Here is a 17186-nt window from a genome sequence, read left to right as displayed (position 1 = left end):
ACCCCTATGTGGTCGAAACCTTCATTGCCTCCAGAACTGCGGCTGAATCCGCGACCCAGCCGAAGATGCCGCCCTGGGCCTTGATCATCTTCAGGCCCATCTCGTGAAACTCGGGGAAGTAGGATGCGCAGCCGTCCGAGATGACGACGCAGCGATAGCCGCGGTCATTGGCCTCGCGCACCGTGGTGTTGACGCAGACCTCGGTGGTGACGCCGCACACCAGCAAATTCTCGATGCCGTATTTCTCCAGCACGTCGGTGAGCTCGGTGGCGTAGAACGCGCCCTTGCCGGGCTTGTCGATGACGACCTCGCTGTCGAGTGGATAGAGCTCGGGGATGATGTCGTGGCCGGCTTCGCCGCGAATAAGGATGCGCCCCATCGGGCCAGGATCGCCGATGCGAAGGCTCGGCGCGCCGCGCTCGACCTTTGCCGGCGGCGCATCGGAAAGGTCTGGCAGATGGCCCTCGCGGGTGTGGATCACCAGCATGCCGGTGTCGCGCGCCGCCTTCAGCACCGCGCCGATCGGATTCACCGCGCGCGCGAGCTGGCTGACGTCGTTGCCGAGCGTCTCGCCGAAGCCGCCGGGCTCCATGAAGTCGCGCTGCATGTCGATGATGAGAAGCGCGGTGGCGGGCCAGTCGAGCTTGATTGGCTCGGGCTCGGCGCTGATGACGCCCGGTGTCGGCTTGGCTGAGTTCAACATGACGCAGGCCCCCGCGAGAACTCTCTTCGCCAGGAGTTCTGCAAGCGCCGTGCCATTGTGTACAATTGCGGGGGAGCGTGGGCGTCGAACGAATTTGCTGTTTAGTCAGATGGTTACGTCGGCGATCATCGCCTGCTTATTCCCTGTGCGACGTCTTAGCGACGTGCATTTGCTTAAAGGATGAGCGCCCTCCACCGTCATTCCGGGGCGCGACGAAGTCGCGAGCCCGGAATCCATCGGGCGGCAATACGCGAAGTGAAATGGATTCCGGGCTCGCGCTACGCGCGCCCCGGAATGACGAGCAGAGACTACCGCCCCGCCCCGTACAGCCGCCGATACTCCTCCTCATACGGCGCATAAGAGTCCTTCAGCGTCGCCATGTTCAGCAGCATGGTCGCAACCATCGTGCCCGCCTTGTCGAACACGCGTGTCTTCACCCAGGCGCTCTCGGTGCGACGGCTGCCGGAGAGCGCGACCACTTCGCGCTCGACCTCGTACTCCTCGTCGACGAAAAGCGGGCCCTTCACCAGCCTGATCTCCTGGTCGGCAAACAGGCCGACGGCGGGTCCCTTGGCCGGCAGCGGATCGTCCTTGGAGCGGTACTGGAACAGCACGCTCAGCATCTCCATCGGAATGATCGGCCTTCCCCACGGATTGTCCGCGCCCGAATAGTACGGCGAGCTCTCGGTGATGACGGCGAGCTTCTGCCTGAGCGAGAACGGATACAGGTCGCCCATGTTCCGGTCGAACGCCATCCGCACGGTCTGCCGCTTGCTCGTCTTCGCCACTTTGACATCGCGCAGGATCACGGGATCGGCCAGCGGCTTGAGCTCGGTCAGGCGGGTCTCGAGCGCGGTCGCTGCGTGAGGCTCGCCGACGGAGGCCGTTCCGCGCAGCACCTCCGTGCCGTCGCGCTTCACCATCTGAATTTGGCACTGGCTCGTCCCGGGCAGCGGCTTCGACAGGATCACCTGCACCTCCTCGCCCTCGTAGCAGACGCTGCGGTAATGCGCGGACAGACAGCCGCTCTCGAACCAGGCCTGCCCCCAGAGCCGCGCACCGAGCGGAGCGAACTGGCTGAAATGCGTCGGGCCTTCGATGGTGCCGCCCTTGAAGCCGAGCTTTTGCGCGGTGGCATCGTCATGGATGGAGGCGTGCGCATCGTAAGTTTGCGCATGGAGCATCTGGCGCGGCTGACGCCAGGGGCCAATCAGCACCTCGGCGGTCTCGGTGATCTCGGTCTCGAATGCGTTTGCAGTCATGGCTTTTCTCCACAGGGAGCCATGACTAACAGGCCCGCCACGGATGCGGCCAGCGATATTGACTTCGGTGGTCCATGCTTTTGACTGGCAACTCCCGCTTCGCAAGCCGCAGCTTTTTCCGCGGCGCAAAATCCCCGCCGAGCCACGACGACAAGGACTCCTGAAATGACGCTGATGCAGGTCGAGCTGGACGATAAATACCGGCTCGAATCGAAGCGGATCTTCCTGTCCGGCACGCAGGCGCTGGTCCGCCTGCCCATGTTGCAGCGCGAACGCGACCGGCTCCAGGGTCTCAACACCGGCGGCTTCATCTCGGGCTATCGCGGTTCCCCGCTCGGCATGTATGACCACGCGCTGTGGCGCGCGAAGTCGTATCTTCAGCAGCACGACATCGCCTTCGTCCCCGGACTGAACGAGGACCTCGCTGCGACCGCGGTCTGGGGCAGCCAGCAAGTCGGCCTGTTTCCCGGCGCCAAGGTCGATGGCGTGTTCGGCATCTGGTACGGCAAGGGGCCCGGCGTCGATCGCTCGGTCGATGCGCTCAAGCACGCCAACGCCGCCGGCACCTCGCTCAATGGCGGCGTGCTCGCGCTTGCCGGCGACGACCATGGCTGCCAGTCCTCGACCCTGGCCCATCAAAGCGAGCAGGTGTTCGCTGCGGCGCTGATCCCCGTGATCAACCCGGCGACGCTCCAGGACTATCTCGATCTCGGCCTCTACGGTTTCGCGCTGTCGCGCTTCTCCGGCTGCTGGGTCGGCTTCAAGGCGATCAGCGAGACCGTGGAAAGCTCGGCGTCGATTGACAGCGACCCCGAACGCATCAAGATAGTGCTGCCCGATGATTTCGAGATGCCGCCCGGCGGCCTCAACATCCGCTGGCCCGATCCGCCGCTGGAGGCGGAGAAGCGCCTGTTCGGGCCCAAGATGGTCGCGGTGCAGGCCTTCGCCCGCGCCAACCAGCTCGACCGCATCGTGCTGGATTCCAAGCCCGCGCGGCTCGGTATCGTCGCGACCGGCAAGGCCTATCTCGATCTGCGCCAGGCGCTCGCCGACCTCGGCATCACCGACAAGGACGCGCAGGAGCTGGGCTTGCGCATCTACAAGGTCGCGCTGACCTGGCCGCTGGAGGAAAGCGGCGCCAAGCGCTTCGCCGAAGGCCTTCAAGACGTGCTCGTGGTCGAGGAGAAGCGCGGCTTCATCGAAGACCAGCTGATGCGCATCCTCTACAATGTCGATGCCTCCAGGCGCCCGACCGTCACGGGCAAACGCGACGAGCGCGGCGCACCGCTGTTGCCGAGCGAGGGCGAGCTGACGCCGACGATCGTTGCCTCCGCCCTCGTCGCACGGCTGCGCAAGCTCGGCCATCACAGCCCGGTGCTGGAGCAGCGCCTGGCGCGGCTCGAGGCCTTCGACAATCCCGTCACTGCGAGCACGCCAATCAAGCTGGCGCGCACGCCGTTCTTCTGCTCGGGCTGCCCGCACAATTCCTCGACGCGCGTGCCCGAAGGAAGCCGCGCCATGGCGGGCATCGGCTGCCACGGCATGGCCCTGAGCATGCCGACCCGCCGCACCGATCTGATCTCACATATGGGCGCCGAGGGCGTGAACTGGATCGGCCAGTCGCCCTTCACCACCGAGAAGCACATTTTCCAGAATCTCGGCGACGGCACCTACACCCATTCCGGGCTTCTCGCCCTGCGCGCCGCGTCCGCCGCCGGCATCAACATCACCTACAAGATCCTCTACAACGACGCCGTCGCCATGACGGGCGGCCAGCCGGCCGAAGGCGCCTTCAATGTGGCGCAGATCGCGCATCAGGTCTGGGCGGAAGGCGTGAAGCGGCTCGCGATCGTCTCGGACGATCCCGGCAAGTACCCGCAAGGCAACTACTTCCCGCAAGGCGCGACTATCCATCATCGCCGCGAGCTCGATGCCGTGCAGCGCGAGCTGCGCGACATCAAGGGGCTCACCGTCGTCATCTACGACCAGACCTGCGCCGCGGAAAAGCGCCGCCGCCGCAAGCGCGGGCTCTATCCCGATCCCGCCAAGCGCGCCTTCATCAATGAGCTCGTCTGCGAAGGCTGCGGTGACTGCTCGCAGGCCTCGAACTGCGTCTCGGTGCAGCCGCTGGAGACCGAGTTCGGCCGCAAGCGACAGATCGACCAGTCGAACTGCAACAAGGACTTTTCCTGCGTCGAGGGTTTTTGCCCGAGTTTTGTGACCGTGCATGGCGGTTCGCCGAAGCGCATGAAGACCTCGGCGGTGGATTCCGGGCAGCTGTTCGCCGATCTGCCGCTGCCGCCGGCGCGTGAGCTGGACGGCCCCTACAATATCCTCGTCACCGGCATCGGCGGCACCGGCGTCATCACCATCGGCGCACTGCTCGGCATGGCTGCCCATGTCGACGGCCGCGGCTGCTCGGCGCTGGACTTCACCGGCCTGTCGCAGAAGAACGGCGCGGTGATGAGCCATGTGCGCATCGCGCCGAAGCCGGAAGACATTTCGGCGGTCCGCATCACCACCGGCGGCGCCGACGTCATCCTCGGCTGCGACATGATCGTCTCGGCCGGTCCCACTGCGCTGAGCCGCGCCGAGCGCGACGTGACCAAAGCCTACATCAACGCCGATCTGCAGCCGACCGCGAGCTTTGTGCAAAACCCAGATCTCGATTTCGAGATGGGAACGATGCAGACCGTGCTGCGCGACGCCGTCGGCGACAAGAACCTCGACATCATAGACGCCACAGGCATTGCCGCCGCGCTGATGGGCGACAGCATCGCGACCAATCCCTTCATGCTCGGCTTCGCCTTCCAGAAGGGCGCGATCCCGCTGTCGCTGGAGGCCCTGCTTCGCGCCATCGAAATCAACGGCGCCGCGATCGAGATGAACAAGCTCGCCTTCACCTGGGGGCGCCTCGCCGCCCACGACATGTCGCGGGTCCGCAGCGTGCTGCAGTTCAAGACCCGGGCGTCCGCGCCGGCGAAATCGCTGGACGACATCATTGCAACGCGCGCCGAGTTCCTCAGCGGCTATCAGGACCGCGCCTATGCCGAGCGCTACCTCGCGGCCGTCGCCAAGGTGCGCAAGGCGGAGACGGCCGCCTCGCCCGCCTCCACAGAGCTGACCGAGGCGGTCGCGAAGAACCTGTTCAAGCTGATGTCGTACAAGGACGAGTACGAGGTCGCACGCCTCTATACCGACGGGAGCTTTGCGAAGAAGGTCTCGGAAAAATTCGATGGCGACTTCACGCTGAAATACCATCTGGCACCGCCGATCTTCGCAAAGCGCGACAAAACGACGGGCCATCTCCAGAAGCAGGAGTTCGGCAGCTGGATGATCCACGCCTTCCGCGTGCTCGCAAAACTGAAGTTCCTGCGCGGCGGCGCGTTCGACCCGTTCGGCCGCACCGGGGAGAGGCGGACCGAGCGGAAGCTGATCGAGGATTATCTTGGCATGATCGATCAGCGGACTGCCGGCCTGAGGGCGGAGCAGATTCCGCTGCTGGCACGGCTGGCGCGCGTGCCCGAAACGATCCGCGGCTTCGGCCACGTCAAGGAAGCCAACATCAAGCTGGCGGCTGCCGAGACGGCGCGGCTTGAGGCGGAGCTGGAGAACAGCCGCTTTGCGGCGGCGGCGGAGTAGCAATCAGGCGCGAAGCTCTCCCCCGTCATTGCAAGGAGCCCTTGCGACAAAGCAATCCAGAGTCTTTCCGCGGAGGGATGCTGGATTGCTTCGCTTCGCTCGCAGTGACGATGAGGAGGCGGGCGCGAGCCTCATACTCGCTGTCATCGCCCGGCTTGACCGCGCGATCCAGTACTCCGAGACGGCAGTGAAATACGGATAGGCCGCGGCGTACTGGATGCCCCGCCTTCGCGGGGCATGACAGCGGTGGAGGTGGCTAGATGTGGGCTGAGGCTGCAGCCTTGCCCGCAGCGAACGCCCCTCCCTCCGCCAGATGCCGTCCCGCGATATACCCGAACGTCAGCGCCGGTCCCAGCGTGATGCCCGGCCCCGGATAATTGCCGTTCATGATCGAGCCCATGTCGTTGCCGCAGGCGTAAAGACCCGCAATCGGCGTGTCGTCCTCGCGCAGCACGCGGGCCTGCGCATCGACCTTCATGCCAATGGCGGTGCCGAGGTCGGCGGGATAGATCCGCATCGCGAAGAACGGCGCGCGGACGATCGGCGCGACGCAGGGATTCGGCTTGTGGACGGCGTCGCCGAGATGGCGCTGATAGATGGTGCTGCCGCGGCCGAATTCGGGATCGCGGCCCTCCTTCGCGTCCGCGTTATAGGCCGCGACCGTCGCCGCGAGTGTGGATGGTTTGATGCCGAGCTTCGCCGCCAGTTGCGCGACGTCAGGGGCATCGACCAACTCGCCGCTCGTCAGGTAGCGACGGAGACTGCGCGTGAACGGCTTGATGCGGCCAAGGCCGTAAGCCCACAGGAACGCACGATCGCAGATCAGGTAGAACGGCCGGTCCGGCTCGCCATTGCCATCGCGCAGCATGGCGAGCACGAACTCGTGGTAGGACAGCGCCTCGTTGACGAAGCGGCGGCCCGCGGCGTTGACGGCGATCACACCGGGCTTGGCACGGTCGGTCACCGTGTGCGGGAACACGCCGCGGCTGCCGTCGGCGCGGCGGAACAGCGAGGCCGGCACCCAATAGGCCGGGCTGGTCGCCTCCGTGTTGAATGCGGCGCCGGCCGTGACCGCGAGCCGCAGCCCATCGCCGGTGCCTGCTGTGTTGGTCGCCGAGATAAACCCCGCTGCTGCAGGGAAGAAGCGTTTGCGCAAAGTCGCGTCGTGCGAGAAGCCACCGGTTGCAAGCACCACGCCGCGGCGTGCGGCGATCAGGCGATCACGGGCGCCATGGCGGATCGCCACGCCGGCGACGCGATCGCCTTGCATCGACAGATCCTCGACATCCGCGCTGAAGAGAATCTCGACCTGCCGCGCCAGCAGCGACGCGTATAGCCGCGCGGCGAGCGCGTTGCCGAGATGCAGTGTCGTACCGCGCGGCGAGCGGAGCCGCTGTAACGCGTATTCGGAAACCAGCCGCGCCGCACGCAAGGTCGACCGCAGTGATTTGCCAATCCGGCGCAGATGCGGAATGTCGAGCCGGTTGACCATCATCCCGCCGAAGAGCGTGAACTCCGGCAGCGGCGGCCGCAGTCGCGCGAGAGCCCGGCCAAGGCGCGTGCCATCGAAAGCCACCGGCTCCAGCACGCGACCGCCTGACGTTGCGCCCAGCCGCTCCGGATAATAATCCGGACAGACCTTCACGGGCTGGAGCCGCACCTCGGTGTTGGCTTCGAGCCAGGCGACCGCCTCCGGCCCGCGCGCAAGGAAGGCCGCGCGCAGGCCGGCATTGGCGGGCTCGGGCACCGTACTCGACAAATATTGGACGGCATCGGTGATGCTGTCGGAAAGCCCCGCCTCTTTCATTTTGGCATTGGCGGGGATCCAGACCACGCCGCCGGACCAGGCGGTGGTACCACCGACGAAGGCGGTCTTCTCGATCACCAGCACACGCAGGCCTTCGGCGGCAGCGACAGCCGCCGCCGTCATGCCACCGGCGCCGGCACCGATGACGACGACGTCGTAGGTCTCATGCGCCGGCATCATGCGGCGGGTTTCCGGAAGCGAGGCATGACACCGTCATACCCCGCCCGGGCGTCCGCGCGCTAGCGCTGCGGCTTGCGCTCGATCGGGTCGATGTCGATTGCCCGCAGGCGGCCGAGCCGCAGCACGTCCATGGCAAGCCGCCGGCCGATCCGGTCGCGGTCGAGCACGCGGATCAGATCGTCGACGCCGTTGATCTCGACGCCGTCGAGCCTGATGACGACGTCGCCGGGCAGCAGGCCCGCCTTCGCCGCCGGCCCGTCCGGCTCGATCTGCGCAAGCAAAGCGCCCATCTTGTTCTCGACACCGGCCACAACCGCGTGCCGCCGCGGGACCGGCGCGGTCTGCCCGGCGACGCCGATATAGGCGCGGCGGACATAGCCGTGGCGGATGATCTCCGACAGCACGAATTGCGCGGTATTGCTGGCGACCGCAAAGCAGATGCCCTGCGCGCCGTTGATGATGGCGGTGTTGATGCCGATCACCTCGGCGTTGGACGATACCAGCGGCCCGCCGGAATTGCCGGGATTGAGCGCGGCATCGGTCTGGATCACGTCCTCGATGGTGCGCCCGCTCACCGAGCGGATCGAGCGGCCGAGCGCCGAGACCACGCCCGCCGTCACGGTCGACTCGAAGCCGAGCGGGTTGCCGATCGCGATCACGAGCTGGCCACGCCGCAGGCTCTTGGAGTTGCCGAGCGCGGCATAGGGCAAGTGCCGCACGCCATTGGCGCGCAGCAGCGCAAGGTCGGTGTCGGGGTCGACCCCGAGCACCTGGGCCTCGCCGACATGGCCCTCGACGTCGCGCAGCCGGATCTCCTTCGACGTGCCGACCACGTGGCTGTTGGTGAGGACGAGTCCGTCCGGCGAGATCACGATGCCCGAGCCGAGCCCGCCGCGCTCGCGGCCGTTCGGCACTCTTGGACCGGTCTCGACGCGCACGACCGCAGGGCCGACGCGATCGGTGACGTCGATCACGGCGTTGGAATAAGCGTCCAGCAGCGCCCGGTCGTTGACCGGGGCAGCCGCCGTCGTTCGCGATGACGGGGCGGCATCGGCGACATCTGATGTGAAATCCAGCATGGCAAGAGTCCTTGAGGCTCACACAGATGGTGGCCTGTTCCCTCCGGCGCAAGGGACCCGACCAGGGCGCGGGGCTGGACTGGCCAGGTGGCTAGGGCGCCCGCCGCAGCGTGCCTGCCCTCGCCTTGACCGGATCGAGCAGCGACCAGTCCCCATCCGGGAGCACATGGCCCTTCGGGAACGGCGCACGCAGCTCCAGCCCGAGCGAACGCAGCACGCGGTCGTCGCGGTAGTAGCATTGCAACACGACGCGAACGAGGGTTGCCGCAGCGACGCCACCGGTCGACCGGAACTGCTGGGCAACGCCGTCGCGCGTGTCGGGCGCGAGGTCGGCGAGCGGCATCCCCGCGAGCCGCGCCAGGTGGTCGAGCGCCGCCGCGACCGGCCTGGTGTCCCGGCCGAGGGTTGCAAGGATGTCGGCCTGGATGATCTCGTCATCGGCGCCGGGGACGCGATATTCCTCGCTCGGTGGAATGATCATCCCGGCAATGATGCGCAAGTCCTGGCGCTGCCGCGGCGTGAGGGTCATCTGCCCGGACATGTCGGTCCTCTAGTCGAATAAATTGGCGAGGCGCTGCTTCATCTGGTTGGCGATGTAGAGCGCGAGGGCCTGGATGGTGGAGGTCGGATTTACCCCGCCGGAGGTGACGAAGATGCTGCCGTCGACGATGAAGAGGTTCTTGACGTCGTGCGAGCGGCCCCATTCGTTAACGACGGAGCGCTCGGGATCGGTGCCCATCCGCGCCGTGCCGAGCAGATGCCAGCCGCCCCAGGGGATCGGCGAGTTGACGCAGATATCGGTCGCCCCTGCGGTCTCGAGAAACTCCCGGCCGCGGGCGAGTGCATGCTCCATCATCTTCCGGCTGTTCTCGCTGATCGTGTAGTCGATCTTCGGCGCGGGAATGCCGTGGCTGTCCTTCAGGACAGGATCGAGCGTGACCTGATTGTGCTCCTCCGGCAGGTCCTCGCAGATCGCGGAGAAACCCAAGCGGTGGCCGTTGAGTTTGCGGAAGACGCGATGATGATCCTCGCCCCAGGGCAAGATGCCCTTCTGCTCGCTGACGACGGCCTCGAACACCGGCCCCGCCCCGCGCACGAACTGAACGCCGTAGCCGCGCACGAAGCCGCGCGACAGGTCGGTGTCGTACCACTCCTTGCTCCATAGGCAGGTCGGCGGCGCGCGGTTAGAGTCGGTCGGCTCCTTCACATAGCCGTAGATCTGCGCATAGGGGTGGAACATCAGGTTCTTGCCGACGAGGCCGGACGAATTGGCAAGGCCGTTCGGGAAGCGGCCGGACGCCGAGTTGAGGAGCAGCCGCGGCGTGCCGACGCCGTTGCAGGCGATGATGACGACATGCGCGGGCTGAAACTGCTCGACGCCGTCCTTGTCGTAATAGACCACGCCCGAGGCCATGCCGTTCTCGTCGGTCGTGATTTCGCGCACCCGGCAATGGGTGCGCAACTCGACGCCGGCGCGGACCGCGTGCGGCCAATAAGTGATGTCGGTGGAGGACTTCGCGCCCTGCGCGCAGGCCGGCGTGCAATGGCCGAGATTGATGCAGCGCGCGCGGCCCTCATAGTCCATGGTCGCGACCGTGGTGTCCGACGGCCACCAGTGCCAGCCGAGCTTGTTCATAGCCTTGCCGATGATGGCGCCGGACAATCCCATCGGCTGCTGCGGCATCGGCGGATGCGTCAGCGGCGAGAGCGGATCGCCAGATAGCCCCGACGTGCCCATCATGCGATCGTTCTCTTCGAAGAACGGGGTCAGCGCGTCGTAGTCGATCGGCCAGTCGTCGGCGACGCCGTCGAGCGTCTTCACCTTGAAATCGGAAGGGTGCAGCCGCGGCCAGTGCGCAGTGTACATCACAGTGGAGCCGCCGACCGCATTGTAGTTGACGACCTTGATCGGCGAATTGTCGTCGTTGATCGGATAGTCCTCGGGCCGGCCGCGGACGTTGGGGCTCGACGACCACTCGCCGTAGAACTTGGCTTCCCAATCCCGGCCCGTGCTGGGATATTCCGCCGGGTTCATCCAGCCGCCCTGCTCCAGGCAAAGAATGTGCATCTTGGTCTCGGCCAGCGACCACGCCACCGCAGCGCCCGAAGCGCCGGCACCGATGATCAGGACGTCCACGGGATCTTTCATCGCAACCTTGTCCTCCCCCTCGCCGCTTACCGGGCGATTCGGCCTTTCGCGCTCCGCGAGGCCGGCAAACGATAGGGGCAGAGCCGCAGCCGAGTAAAGCCGTGAGGCCGGAATGTCGCACTTCGCAGGGCGCAGACCATTGGTATCGACACGTCCGGATGCTAGGAACAGGGCGCACGAGCCATCGATAGCGAGACCGCATGTCCTTCCGAAATTTCTTTGCCGCCGCCCGCGCTTTTGCGCTCGTTTTATTTTTCGTCTTGTCCGGATTTCTGGTCTCTTCCGAGCCGGCCTCCGCGCTGACCGCTGCCGCGACGGCCCGCGACGGCAACTCCATCCAGCTCGGCGACGTCACCTACCGGCTCGACGGCGTCGACGCGCCCGAGCTGGACCAGGTCTGCATCGACGATCACGCCGATCCCTGGACCTGCGGCATCGAGGCCCGCGATCAGCTGACGAAGCTGATCAACAAGCGCTCCGTGCGCTGCGACGATGTCGGGCCGGAAAAGAGCTTCGGCAAGCGCCACCGCGCCATCTGCACGGCCGAGGGCGACAAGGCGACCTTGAACGAGCAACTGGTCAAGCTCGGCTATGCCATCGCTCGCGAGCCGATCAAGGCGAACGTCAAGCCGGCGGCGTCCGAGGCGAAGACGGCCGCGGCCGGGATCTGGAAGGGCTGCTTTGTTGCGCCGCAAGAATTTCGCAGCGGCAAGAAGGACGGTGCGCTGCTGGGGGCCGCCTGCCGCTCCGATCGCGACAAGGAGATCCGTGCCGTGCTGTTCCCGGATGAGCTGACGATGCCGCCGAGTTGCAGCATCAAGGGCAAGCTCGCGGTGCGTGCCCGCGTCACCGGCAATATCGGCATCTATCATCTGCGGGGATGCCCGAGCTATCCGGCAACCACCAAGCCGGACCGCTGGTTCTGCTCCGAGGACGACGCCCAGGCCGCCGGCTTCCGCAAGGCCTATAATTGCCGCCCGCCAAAGTGAAAAATTCCTTCGCGCACGCGTGAGTGGTAGTCCGAGACCGTATTGATCCGGAATTGAACTTCGTCGGGAGTTGCTGCACTTATCAAAGTGCGCACGCGCTTTGCGCGAGCGCTTCCTTGGCAGACGATCCTCATCGGATTGGCTTTGCTCGGGCGTTTCCTCCCTAGACTTGGGCCGCTTGTCATCCACAAGCGGCTCTTCTTTTTTGGGTCTCTACGTCCGCATCCGCATGATCTGGTCCATCGGCGGCATGTTCCCGTTCAGATGCGACATGATCCAGACGGTGCCGCCGACCACCAGGAACACGACCAGCAGTCCGAAGGCCAGCGCCAGCACGTTGTTGGTGTTATCAGGGCCCGTGGTGATGTGCAGGAAGAACACCAGGTGCACGCCCATTTGCGCGATCGCCAGCACGATCAGCGCGACCGGGATCGAAGGCTGCCAGACCAGATCGGTGCCGGCGATGAAGAACGACGTCGCCGTGAGCAACAGCGCCAGAACAAGACCGACGACGTAACCCAGGATCCGCTCACCGACGCTATGCTGCTCTTCCTCGCCCGGCGCAAGATCGTGCCCGGCCGGAATATGCGTCTGATCGCTCATGGGGCACCCCCAAGCAGGTAGACCACCGAGAACACCCCGACCCAGATGATGTCGAGCGCATGCCAGAACAGCGCAAAGCACATCATCCGCCGCAACACGTCGGCGCGAAAGCCTTTCGCAAAGACCTGGGCCATCATGGTGAGCAGCCAGAGCACGCCGGCGGAGACGTGCAGGCCGTGGCAGCCGACCAGCGAGAAGAACGAGGTCAGGAACGCGCTGCGCGACGGGCCATAGCCGCGTGCGACGAGATCGGCAAACTCGCGGAACTCGATGGTCAGGAAAATCAGGCCGAGCACGCAGGTCACGGCCATGCCGAGGTAGAACCAGAGCCGGTTGCGTACGTCGGCGGCAATGCTGGCCATTCCGCAGGTGAAGCTCGACAGTAGCAGGCAGACCGTCTCGATGGCAACATTTCGCTGCTCGAAGATCTCCGAGCCCTTCGGGCCATCCGCGGTCTGGCCGGATAGCACCGCATAGGCCGCAAAGAAGCAGGAGAACATCACGATGTCGGAGAGCAGGAAGACCCAGAAACCGTAAGCGGTGACGATCCGCTTCGACGCCGGCCCGGGATGCTCGATGACGACGCCGATGTGATGGGGATCGGCGTGGGCATGGCCGACGGTTGCCGTCATCGACATCAGACCGCTCCCGCCATGCTGACGAGGCTGCGCCGCTCCTCGAGATTGACGCGATCGATGTGGGCGACCTCCGCGGCTGGAATGACGTATTCGTCATGGTCGCGCCAGGCGAACACGACGAAGGTCGCGAACGCGCCGATACCGCCCAGGATCACCATCCACCAGATGTGCCAGATCAGCGCAAAGCCCATGATCGAGGCAAAGAACGCGCAGACGAACCCGGTCGGCGAGTTCCGGGGCATCTCGATATCCTGATATTCGGGCTCTTCATGCTCGAACGATTGCTGCCGGGCATGGATCTTCATGTCCCAATAGGCGTCCTCGCCGCGCACGTCGGGATTGAAAGCGAAGTTGAACACTGGCGGCGGCGAGGACGTCGCCCATTCCAGTGAGCGGCCGTCCCAGGGATCGCCGGTGCGGTCGCGCAATGCCTCGCGATTGCGGATGCTGACCACGAGCTGCATGATCTGGCAGATCACCCCGATCGTCAGCACCGCCATGCCGACCGCCGCAACGATCATCCAGGGCCGCCAGGCCGCGACGTCGTAGTGCTGCAAGCGTCTGGTCATGCCGAGCATGCCGGCGATATAGAGCGGCATGAAGGTGACGTAGAAGCCTGTGAAGGTGAACCAGAACGCCGCCTTGCCCCAGCGCTCGTCGAGACGGAAGCCGAACGCCTTCGGAAACCAGTATTCGAACCCGGCGAAGGCCCCGAACAGCACGCCGCCGATGATGACGTTGTGGAAGTGGGCGACCAGGAACATGCTGTTGTGGAGCATGAAGTCCGCCGGCGGCACCGCGACCAGCACGCCCGTCAGGCCGCCGATGATGAAGGTGACCATGAAGCCGACCGACCACAGCATCGGCGTCGCGAAGCGGATGCGGCCGCCATACATCGTGAACAGCCAGTTGTAGATCTTCACGCCGGTCGGTATCGCGATGATCATGCTGGCGATGCCGAAGATGGCATTGACGTCCGGCCCTGCGCCCATGGTGAAGAAATGGTGCAGCCAGACCATGAAGGAGACGACGCAGATCGCCATGGTCGCAAGCACCATCGAGCGGTAGCCGAACAGCGCCTTGCCCGAGAAGGTCGACACGACTTCGGAGAAAATGCCGAAGGCCGGCAGCACGAGGATATAGACCTCCGGATGACCCCAGGCCCAGATCAGGTTCATGAACATCATGACGTTGCCGCCGGCCTCATTCGTAAAGAAGTGGAAGCCGAGATAGCGGTCAAGCAACAGCATCGCGAGCGTCGCGGTGAGGATCGGGAAGGCCGCGACGATGAGGAGATTCGAAGCCAGCGTGGTCCAGCAGAACATCGGCATACGCAGATAGTTCATGCCCCTGGTGCGCAGCTTCAGCACGGTGGTGACGAGATTGATGCCGGCGACCAGCGTGCCGACGCCGGAGATTTGCAGCGACCAGGCGTAATAGTCGACGCCGACGCCGGGTGAATAGGACAGTCCCGAGAGTGGCGGAAAGGCGAGCCAGCCGGTGCGCGCGAACTCGCCGACCACCAGCGAGATGTTGACCAGCAGCGCGCCGGTCGCGGTCAGCCAGAAGCCGACCGAATTGAGCGTCGGAAACGCGACGTCGCGGACGCCGAGCTGGAGCGGCACGACGAGATTCATCAGCCCGATCACGAACGGCATCGCCACGAAGAAGATCATGATGGTGCCGTGCGCCGAGAATATCTGGTTGTAGTGCTCCGGCGGTAGATAGCCTTGCGACTGGTAGGCGACCGCCTGCTGGATCCGCATCATGATGGCATCGCTGCCGCCGCGCAGCAGCATCACCGAGGCCAGCAGGATGTACATGACGCCGATGCGCTTGTGATCGACGCTGGTGATCCATTCATGCCAGAGATAGGGCAGATGCCCCTTCACCACGACCCAGATCAGCACGGCGAGGATCGCCACCAGCACCACCGCGCCCGCGACGAGCGGAATGGGCTGATCGAACGGAATGGCCGACCAGTCGAGCTTACCGAGCATCGTGGCCTCCACTGTGCGGCCGGCCGGCATCCGACATCAGCTCGGGGCCGGGCCCTGGCGGAATGTGCTGGGTCGCGATCAGGTCGAACAGGCGCGGGTCTTCGAGGCGGTAGGTCGGCCGGCCCCGCTCGATACCCTGCTGCATCAGCTTCTTGTAGCTGTCCTCGTTCAGCACGACATCGGACTTCGCCGTGCTCGCCACCCAGTCGGGAAACGCCAGCGCCGAGATCACATTGACGTCGAACATCATGTCGGGAAAGCCGTCGCCGGAGAAATGCGCCGAGATCCCCTGCAGCTTGCCCTCGTTGTCCGCGCGCAGGTTCAGCCGCGTCACCATGCCGTTCATGGTGTAGATCATGCTGCCGAGCTGCGGGATGAAGAACGTGTTCATCACGCTCGACGAGGTCAGCTGGAAATTCAGCTCGGCGCCGGCCGGCACCGTCAGCGTGTTGACGGTGGCGATGCGCTGGTCCGGATAGATGAACAGCCACTTCCAGTCGAGCGAGACGGCCTGAATTCGCATCGAGCTGCCGGTGCCGGGCACCGGCGCGGCAGGATCGAGCTGATGCGAGCCGATCCAGGCGACGCCGCCGAGCAAGATCACGGTGAGCGCCGGAATCGACCAAACCACCATTTCGACGCGGCCGGAGTAGACGAAGTCAGGCTGGTAACGCGCTTTCGGATTCGAGGCGCGAAACCAGAACGCAAAGGCCAGAATCGCGAAAATGGTCGGGACCACGATCACGAGCATGATGAAGACGGAATCGACCAGGATGGTGCTGTTGGCCGCAGCCACGGGCCCTTGTGGGTCGAGCAGATTCATCGGCAAGCCACTGGCGGTTGGGAAGCCCCGGGACAGAGCCTAGCGCGGGAAAGGCTCCGCAACAAACGCGATCGACTGAAAACGGTTCCTGAACCGCATGGGCCAGCCATGCGCAATCAGTCGGCCGCAACATGCAATTCCATGTGATGTCAATGACATGAACGCAGGGCCCGCGCCTTCTCTCCGGCCGGGGCGATTGCTAATCTGCACGAAAACAATGAGAACGATCCGATCCCGGGAGTGAACTGACATGCGCTTGAATGACAAGGTCGCCATCGTGGTCGGGGCCGGGCAAAGCCCCGGCGAAGGCATGGGCAACGGCCGCGCCACCGCGCTGACCTTCGCGCGCGAAGGCGCGAAGGTGCTGTGCGTCGACCATCATCTGGAGTCGGCGCAGGAAACGGTGGCGATGATCACCGCGAAAGGCGGCACCGCCGCAGCCTTCAAGGCCGACGTGACGAAGTCCGCCGACATCAAGGCGATGGTCAAGGACGCGCAAACGCGCTGGGGCCGGATCGACGTGCTGCACAACAATGTCGGCGTGAGTCTCGCCGGCGGCGATGCCGAATTGCTGCAACTGACCGAGGAGGCGTTCGACCGCGTCGTCGCCATCAATCTGAAGAGCTGCATCCTGGCGGCGAAGGAGGTGATTCCGATCATGCGCGCGCAAAAGAGCGGCGCCATCATCAACATCTCCTCGATGGCGGCGATCACGACGTATCCTTACGTCGCCTACAAGGCGACGAAATCGGCGATGATCGCCTTCACCGAGCAGCTCGCCTACCAGAACGCCGAATACGGCATCCGCGCCAACGTCATCCTGCCCGGCCTGATGAACACACCGATGGCGGTCGATACCCGCGCCCGCGAATGGCACAAGACCCGCGCCGAGGTCGAAGCCGAGCGCGACAGCAAGGTGCCGCTGCGCAGGAAGATGGGCACCGGCTGGGACGTCGCCAACGCCGCGCTGTTCCTGGCGTCGGATGAGGCGAACTTCGTCACGGGTGTGACGCTGCCGGTGGATGGCGGGGCGAGCGTGAGGAGGGGGTAGTCTCTCTTCTTCCTTCTCCCCCTGCGGGAGAAGGTGGCGCGAAGCGCCGGATGAGGGGTCGCTTCGGCGAACTCATCTCTAGGCAAATAGACACGCGGAGAGAGACCCCTCACCCGGCTTCGCATTCGCGAAGCCACCCTCTCCCGCAAGGGGAGAGGGTGCACTGTGTCCAGACCGGATAGAGAGGTAACACAGTAGACCGGATGGATGGGTGACAGTTCTCTGTCGGCTGGGAGGACCAGCCGATGCCTTGGCGAGAG

Annotated in this window: 13 protein-coding genes; 3 read left to right on the top strand and 10 right to left on the bottom strand. The window is 65.1% G+C overall.

What is annotated here, in order from left to right:
• Positions 1 to 4: 4 nt before the first annotated feature.
• Both GGD63_RS37205 and GGD63_RS37200 read right to left on the bottom strand, forming a co-directional pair.
• Positions 5 to 703: a cysteine hydrolase family protein gene (locus GGD63_RS37205; protein ID WP_183249878.1), complete on the bottom strand. Its 699-nt coding sequence runs from the start codon at positions 701 to 703 to the stop codon at positions 5 to 7.
• 308 nt (positions 704 to 1011) lie between these two features.
• On the bottom strand, positions 1012 to 1965 hold the full coding sequence (locus GGD63_RS37200; RefSeq protein ID WP_183249877.1) for a hypothetical protein: 954 nt from the start codon (positions 1963 to 1965) through the stop codon (positions 1012 to 1014).
• 165 nt (positions 1966 to 2130) lie between these two features.
• Between GGD63_RS37200 and GGD63_RS37195 the strand changes: the two genes are divergently transcribed.
• Positions 2131 to 5607, top strand: a complete 3477-nt coding sequence (locus tag GGD63_RS37195; RefSeq protein ID WP_183249875.1) for an indolepyruvate ferredoxin oxidoreductase family protein — start codon at positions 2131 to 2133, stop codon at positions 5605 to 5607.
• Positions 5608 to 5863: 256 nt separating this feature from the next.
• Here the strand turns inward: GGD63_RS37195 and GGD63_RS37190 are convergent, their stop codons facing one another.
• The 4 genes from GGD63_RS37190 to GGD63_RS37175 all read right to left on the bottom strand — a co-directional run bounded on the left by GGD63_RS37190 (position 5864) and on the right by GGD63_RS37175 (position 10822).
• Positions 5864 to 7594 (bottom strand): FAD-dependent oxidoreductase, encoded by a 1731-nt coding sequence (locus tag GGD63_RS37190; protein WP_183249872.1) that lies wholly within the window; start codon positions 7592 to 7594, stop codon positions 5864 to 5866.
• A 59-nt stretch (positions 7595 to 7653) separates the two neighbouring features.
• Positions 7654 to 8673 (bottom strand): S1C family serine protease, encoded by a 1020-nt coding sequence (locus tag GGD63_RS37185; protein WP_183249870.1) that lies wholly within the window; start codon positions 8671 to 8673, stop codon positions 7654 to 7656.
• A gap of 91 nt (positions 8674 to 8764) precedes the next feature.
• On the bottom strand, positions 8765 to 9214 hold the full coding sequence (locus tag GGD63_RS37180; protein WP_183249868.1) for a hypothetical protein: 450 nt from the start codon (positions 9212 to 9214) through the stop codon (positions 8765 to 8767).
• A gap of 9 nt (positions 9215 to 9223) precedes the next feature.
• Entirely contained in the window at positions 9224 to 10822 is a 1599-nt protein-coding gene (locus GGD63_RS37175) for a GMC family oxidoreductase (RefSeq protein ID WP_183249866.1), read from the bottom strand.
• A 200-nt stretch (positions 10823 to 11022) separates the two neighbouring features.
• On the opposite strand from GGD63_RS37175, the gene GGD63_RS37170 reads away from it, so the two are divergent.
• A complete protein-coding gene (locus GGD63_RS37170; RefSeq protein WP_183249864.1) occupies positions 11023 to 11811 on the top strand; it encodes a thermonuclease family protein in 789 nt (262 codons plus the stop codon).
• A 213-nt stretch (positions 11812 to 12024) separates the two neighbouring features.
• Here GGD63_RS37170 and cyoD read toward each other — a convergent pair whose 3' ends face one another.
• From cyoD to GGD63_RS37150, 4 genes are read right to left on the bottom strand one after another with little or no spacing between them, the layout of a single operon-like run.
• Entirely contained in the window at positions 12025 to 12414 is a 390-nt protein-coding gene (cyoD, locus tag GGD63_RS37165) for a cytochrome o ubiquinol oxidase subunit IV (RefSeq protein ID WP_080139007.1), read from the bottom strand.
• Positions 12411 to 13052 (bottom strand): cytochrome (ubi)quinol oxidase subunit III, encoded by a 642-nt coding sequence (locus tag GGD63_RS37160; RefSeq protein WP_183249862.1) that lies wholly within the window; start codon positions 13050 to 13052, stop codon positions 12411 to 12413. Before GGD63_RS37160 ends, cyoD begins: the two co-directional genes overlap by 4 nt.
• The gene (cyoB, locus tag GGD63_RS37155; RefSeq protein ID WP_183249860.1) at positions 13052 to 15052 is read right to left on the bottom strand and encodes a cytochrome o ubiquinol oxidase subunit I; all 2001 of its coding nucleotides are present in this window, start codon (positions 15050 to 15052) and stop codon (positions 13052 to 13054) included. The genes GGD63_RS37160 and cyoB overlap by 1 nt, the downstream gene beginning before the upstream one ends.
• The gene (locus GGD63_RS37150) at positions 15042 to 15875 is read right to left on the bottom strand and encodes a cytochrome ubiquinol oxidase subunit II (RefSeq protein ID WP_183249859.1); all 834 of its coding nucleotides are present in this window, start codon (positions 15873 to 15875) and stop codon (positions 15042 to 15044) included. The genes cyoB and GGD63_RS37150 overlap by 11 nt, the downstream gene beginning before the upstream one ends.
• A 250-nt stretch (positions 15876 to 16125) precedes the next feature.
• On the opposite strand from GGD63_RS37150, the gene GGD63_RS37145 reads away from it, so the two are divergent.
• The gene (locus GGD63_RS37145; protein WP_183249857.1) at positions 16126 to 16926 is read left to right on the top strand and encodes an SDR family NAD(P)-dependent oxidoreductase; all 801 of its coding nucleotides are present in this window, start codon (positions 16126 to 16128) and stop codon (positions 16924 to 16926) included.
• Positions 16927 to 17186: the final 260 nt, after the last annotated feature.

The organism is Bradyrhizobium sp. cir1 (genome assembly GCF_014198245.1).
Classification (GTDB): domain Bacteria; phylum Pseudomonadota; class Alphaproteobacteria; order Rhizobiales; family Xanthobacteraceae; genus Bradyrhizobium.
This window is presented reverse-complemented; position numbering and strand designations above follow the sequence as displayed.

Coding starts and splice junctions, on each gene's coding strand:
- GGD63_RS37180 (WP_183249868.1), bottom strand. CDS start 9,214: ATGTCCGGGCAGATGACCCTCACGCCGCGGCAGCGCCAGGACTTGCGC.
- GGD63_RS37160 (WP_183249862.1), bottom strand. CDS start 13,052: ATGTCGATGACGGCAACCGTCGGCCATGCCCACGCCGATCCCCATCAC.
- GGD63_RS37145 (WP_183249857.1), top strand. CDS start 16,126: ATGCGCTTGAATGACAAGGTCGCCATCGTGGTCGGGGCCGGGCAAAGC.
- GGD63_RS37195 (WP_183249875.1), top strand. CDS start 2,131: ATGACGCTGATGCAGGTCGAGCTGGACGATAAATACCGGCTCGAATCG.
- GGD63_RS37200 (WP_183249877.1), bottom strand. CDS start 1,965: ATGACTGCAAACGCATTCGAGACCGAGATCACCGAGACCGCCGAGGTG.
- GGD63_RS37175 (WP_183249866.1), bottom strand. CDS start 10,822: ATGAAAGATCCCGTGGACGTCCTGATCATCGGTGCCGGCGCTTCGGGC.
- cyoD (WP_080139007.1), bottom strand. CDS start 12,414: ATGAGCGATCAGACGCATATTCCGGCCGGGCACGATCTTGCGCCGGGC.
- GGD63_RS37170 (WP_183249864.1), top strand. CDS start 11,023: ATGTCCTTCCGAAATTTCTTTGCCGCCGCCCGCGCTTTTGCGCTCGTT.
- GGD63_RS37185 (WP_183249870.1), bottom strand. CDS start 8,673: ATGCTGGATTTCACATCAGATGTCGCCGATGCCGCCCCGTCATCGCGA.
- cyoB (WP_183249860.1), bottom strand. CDS start 15,052: ATGCTCGGTAAGCTCGACTGGTCGGCCATTCCGTTCGATCAGCCCATT.
- GGD63_RS37205 (WP_183249878.1), bottom strand. CDS start 703: ATGTTGAACTCAGCCAAGCCGACACCGGGCGTCATCAGCGCCGAGCCC.
- GGD63_RS37190 (WP_183249872.1), bottom strand. CDS start 7,594: ATGATGCCGGCGCATGAGACCTACGACGTCGTCGTCATCGGTGCCGGC.
- GGD63_RS37150 (WP_183249859.1), bottom strand. CDS start 15,875: ATGAATCTGCTCGACCCACAAGGGCCCGTGGCTGCGGCCAACAGCACC.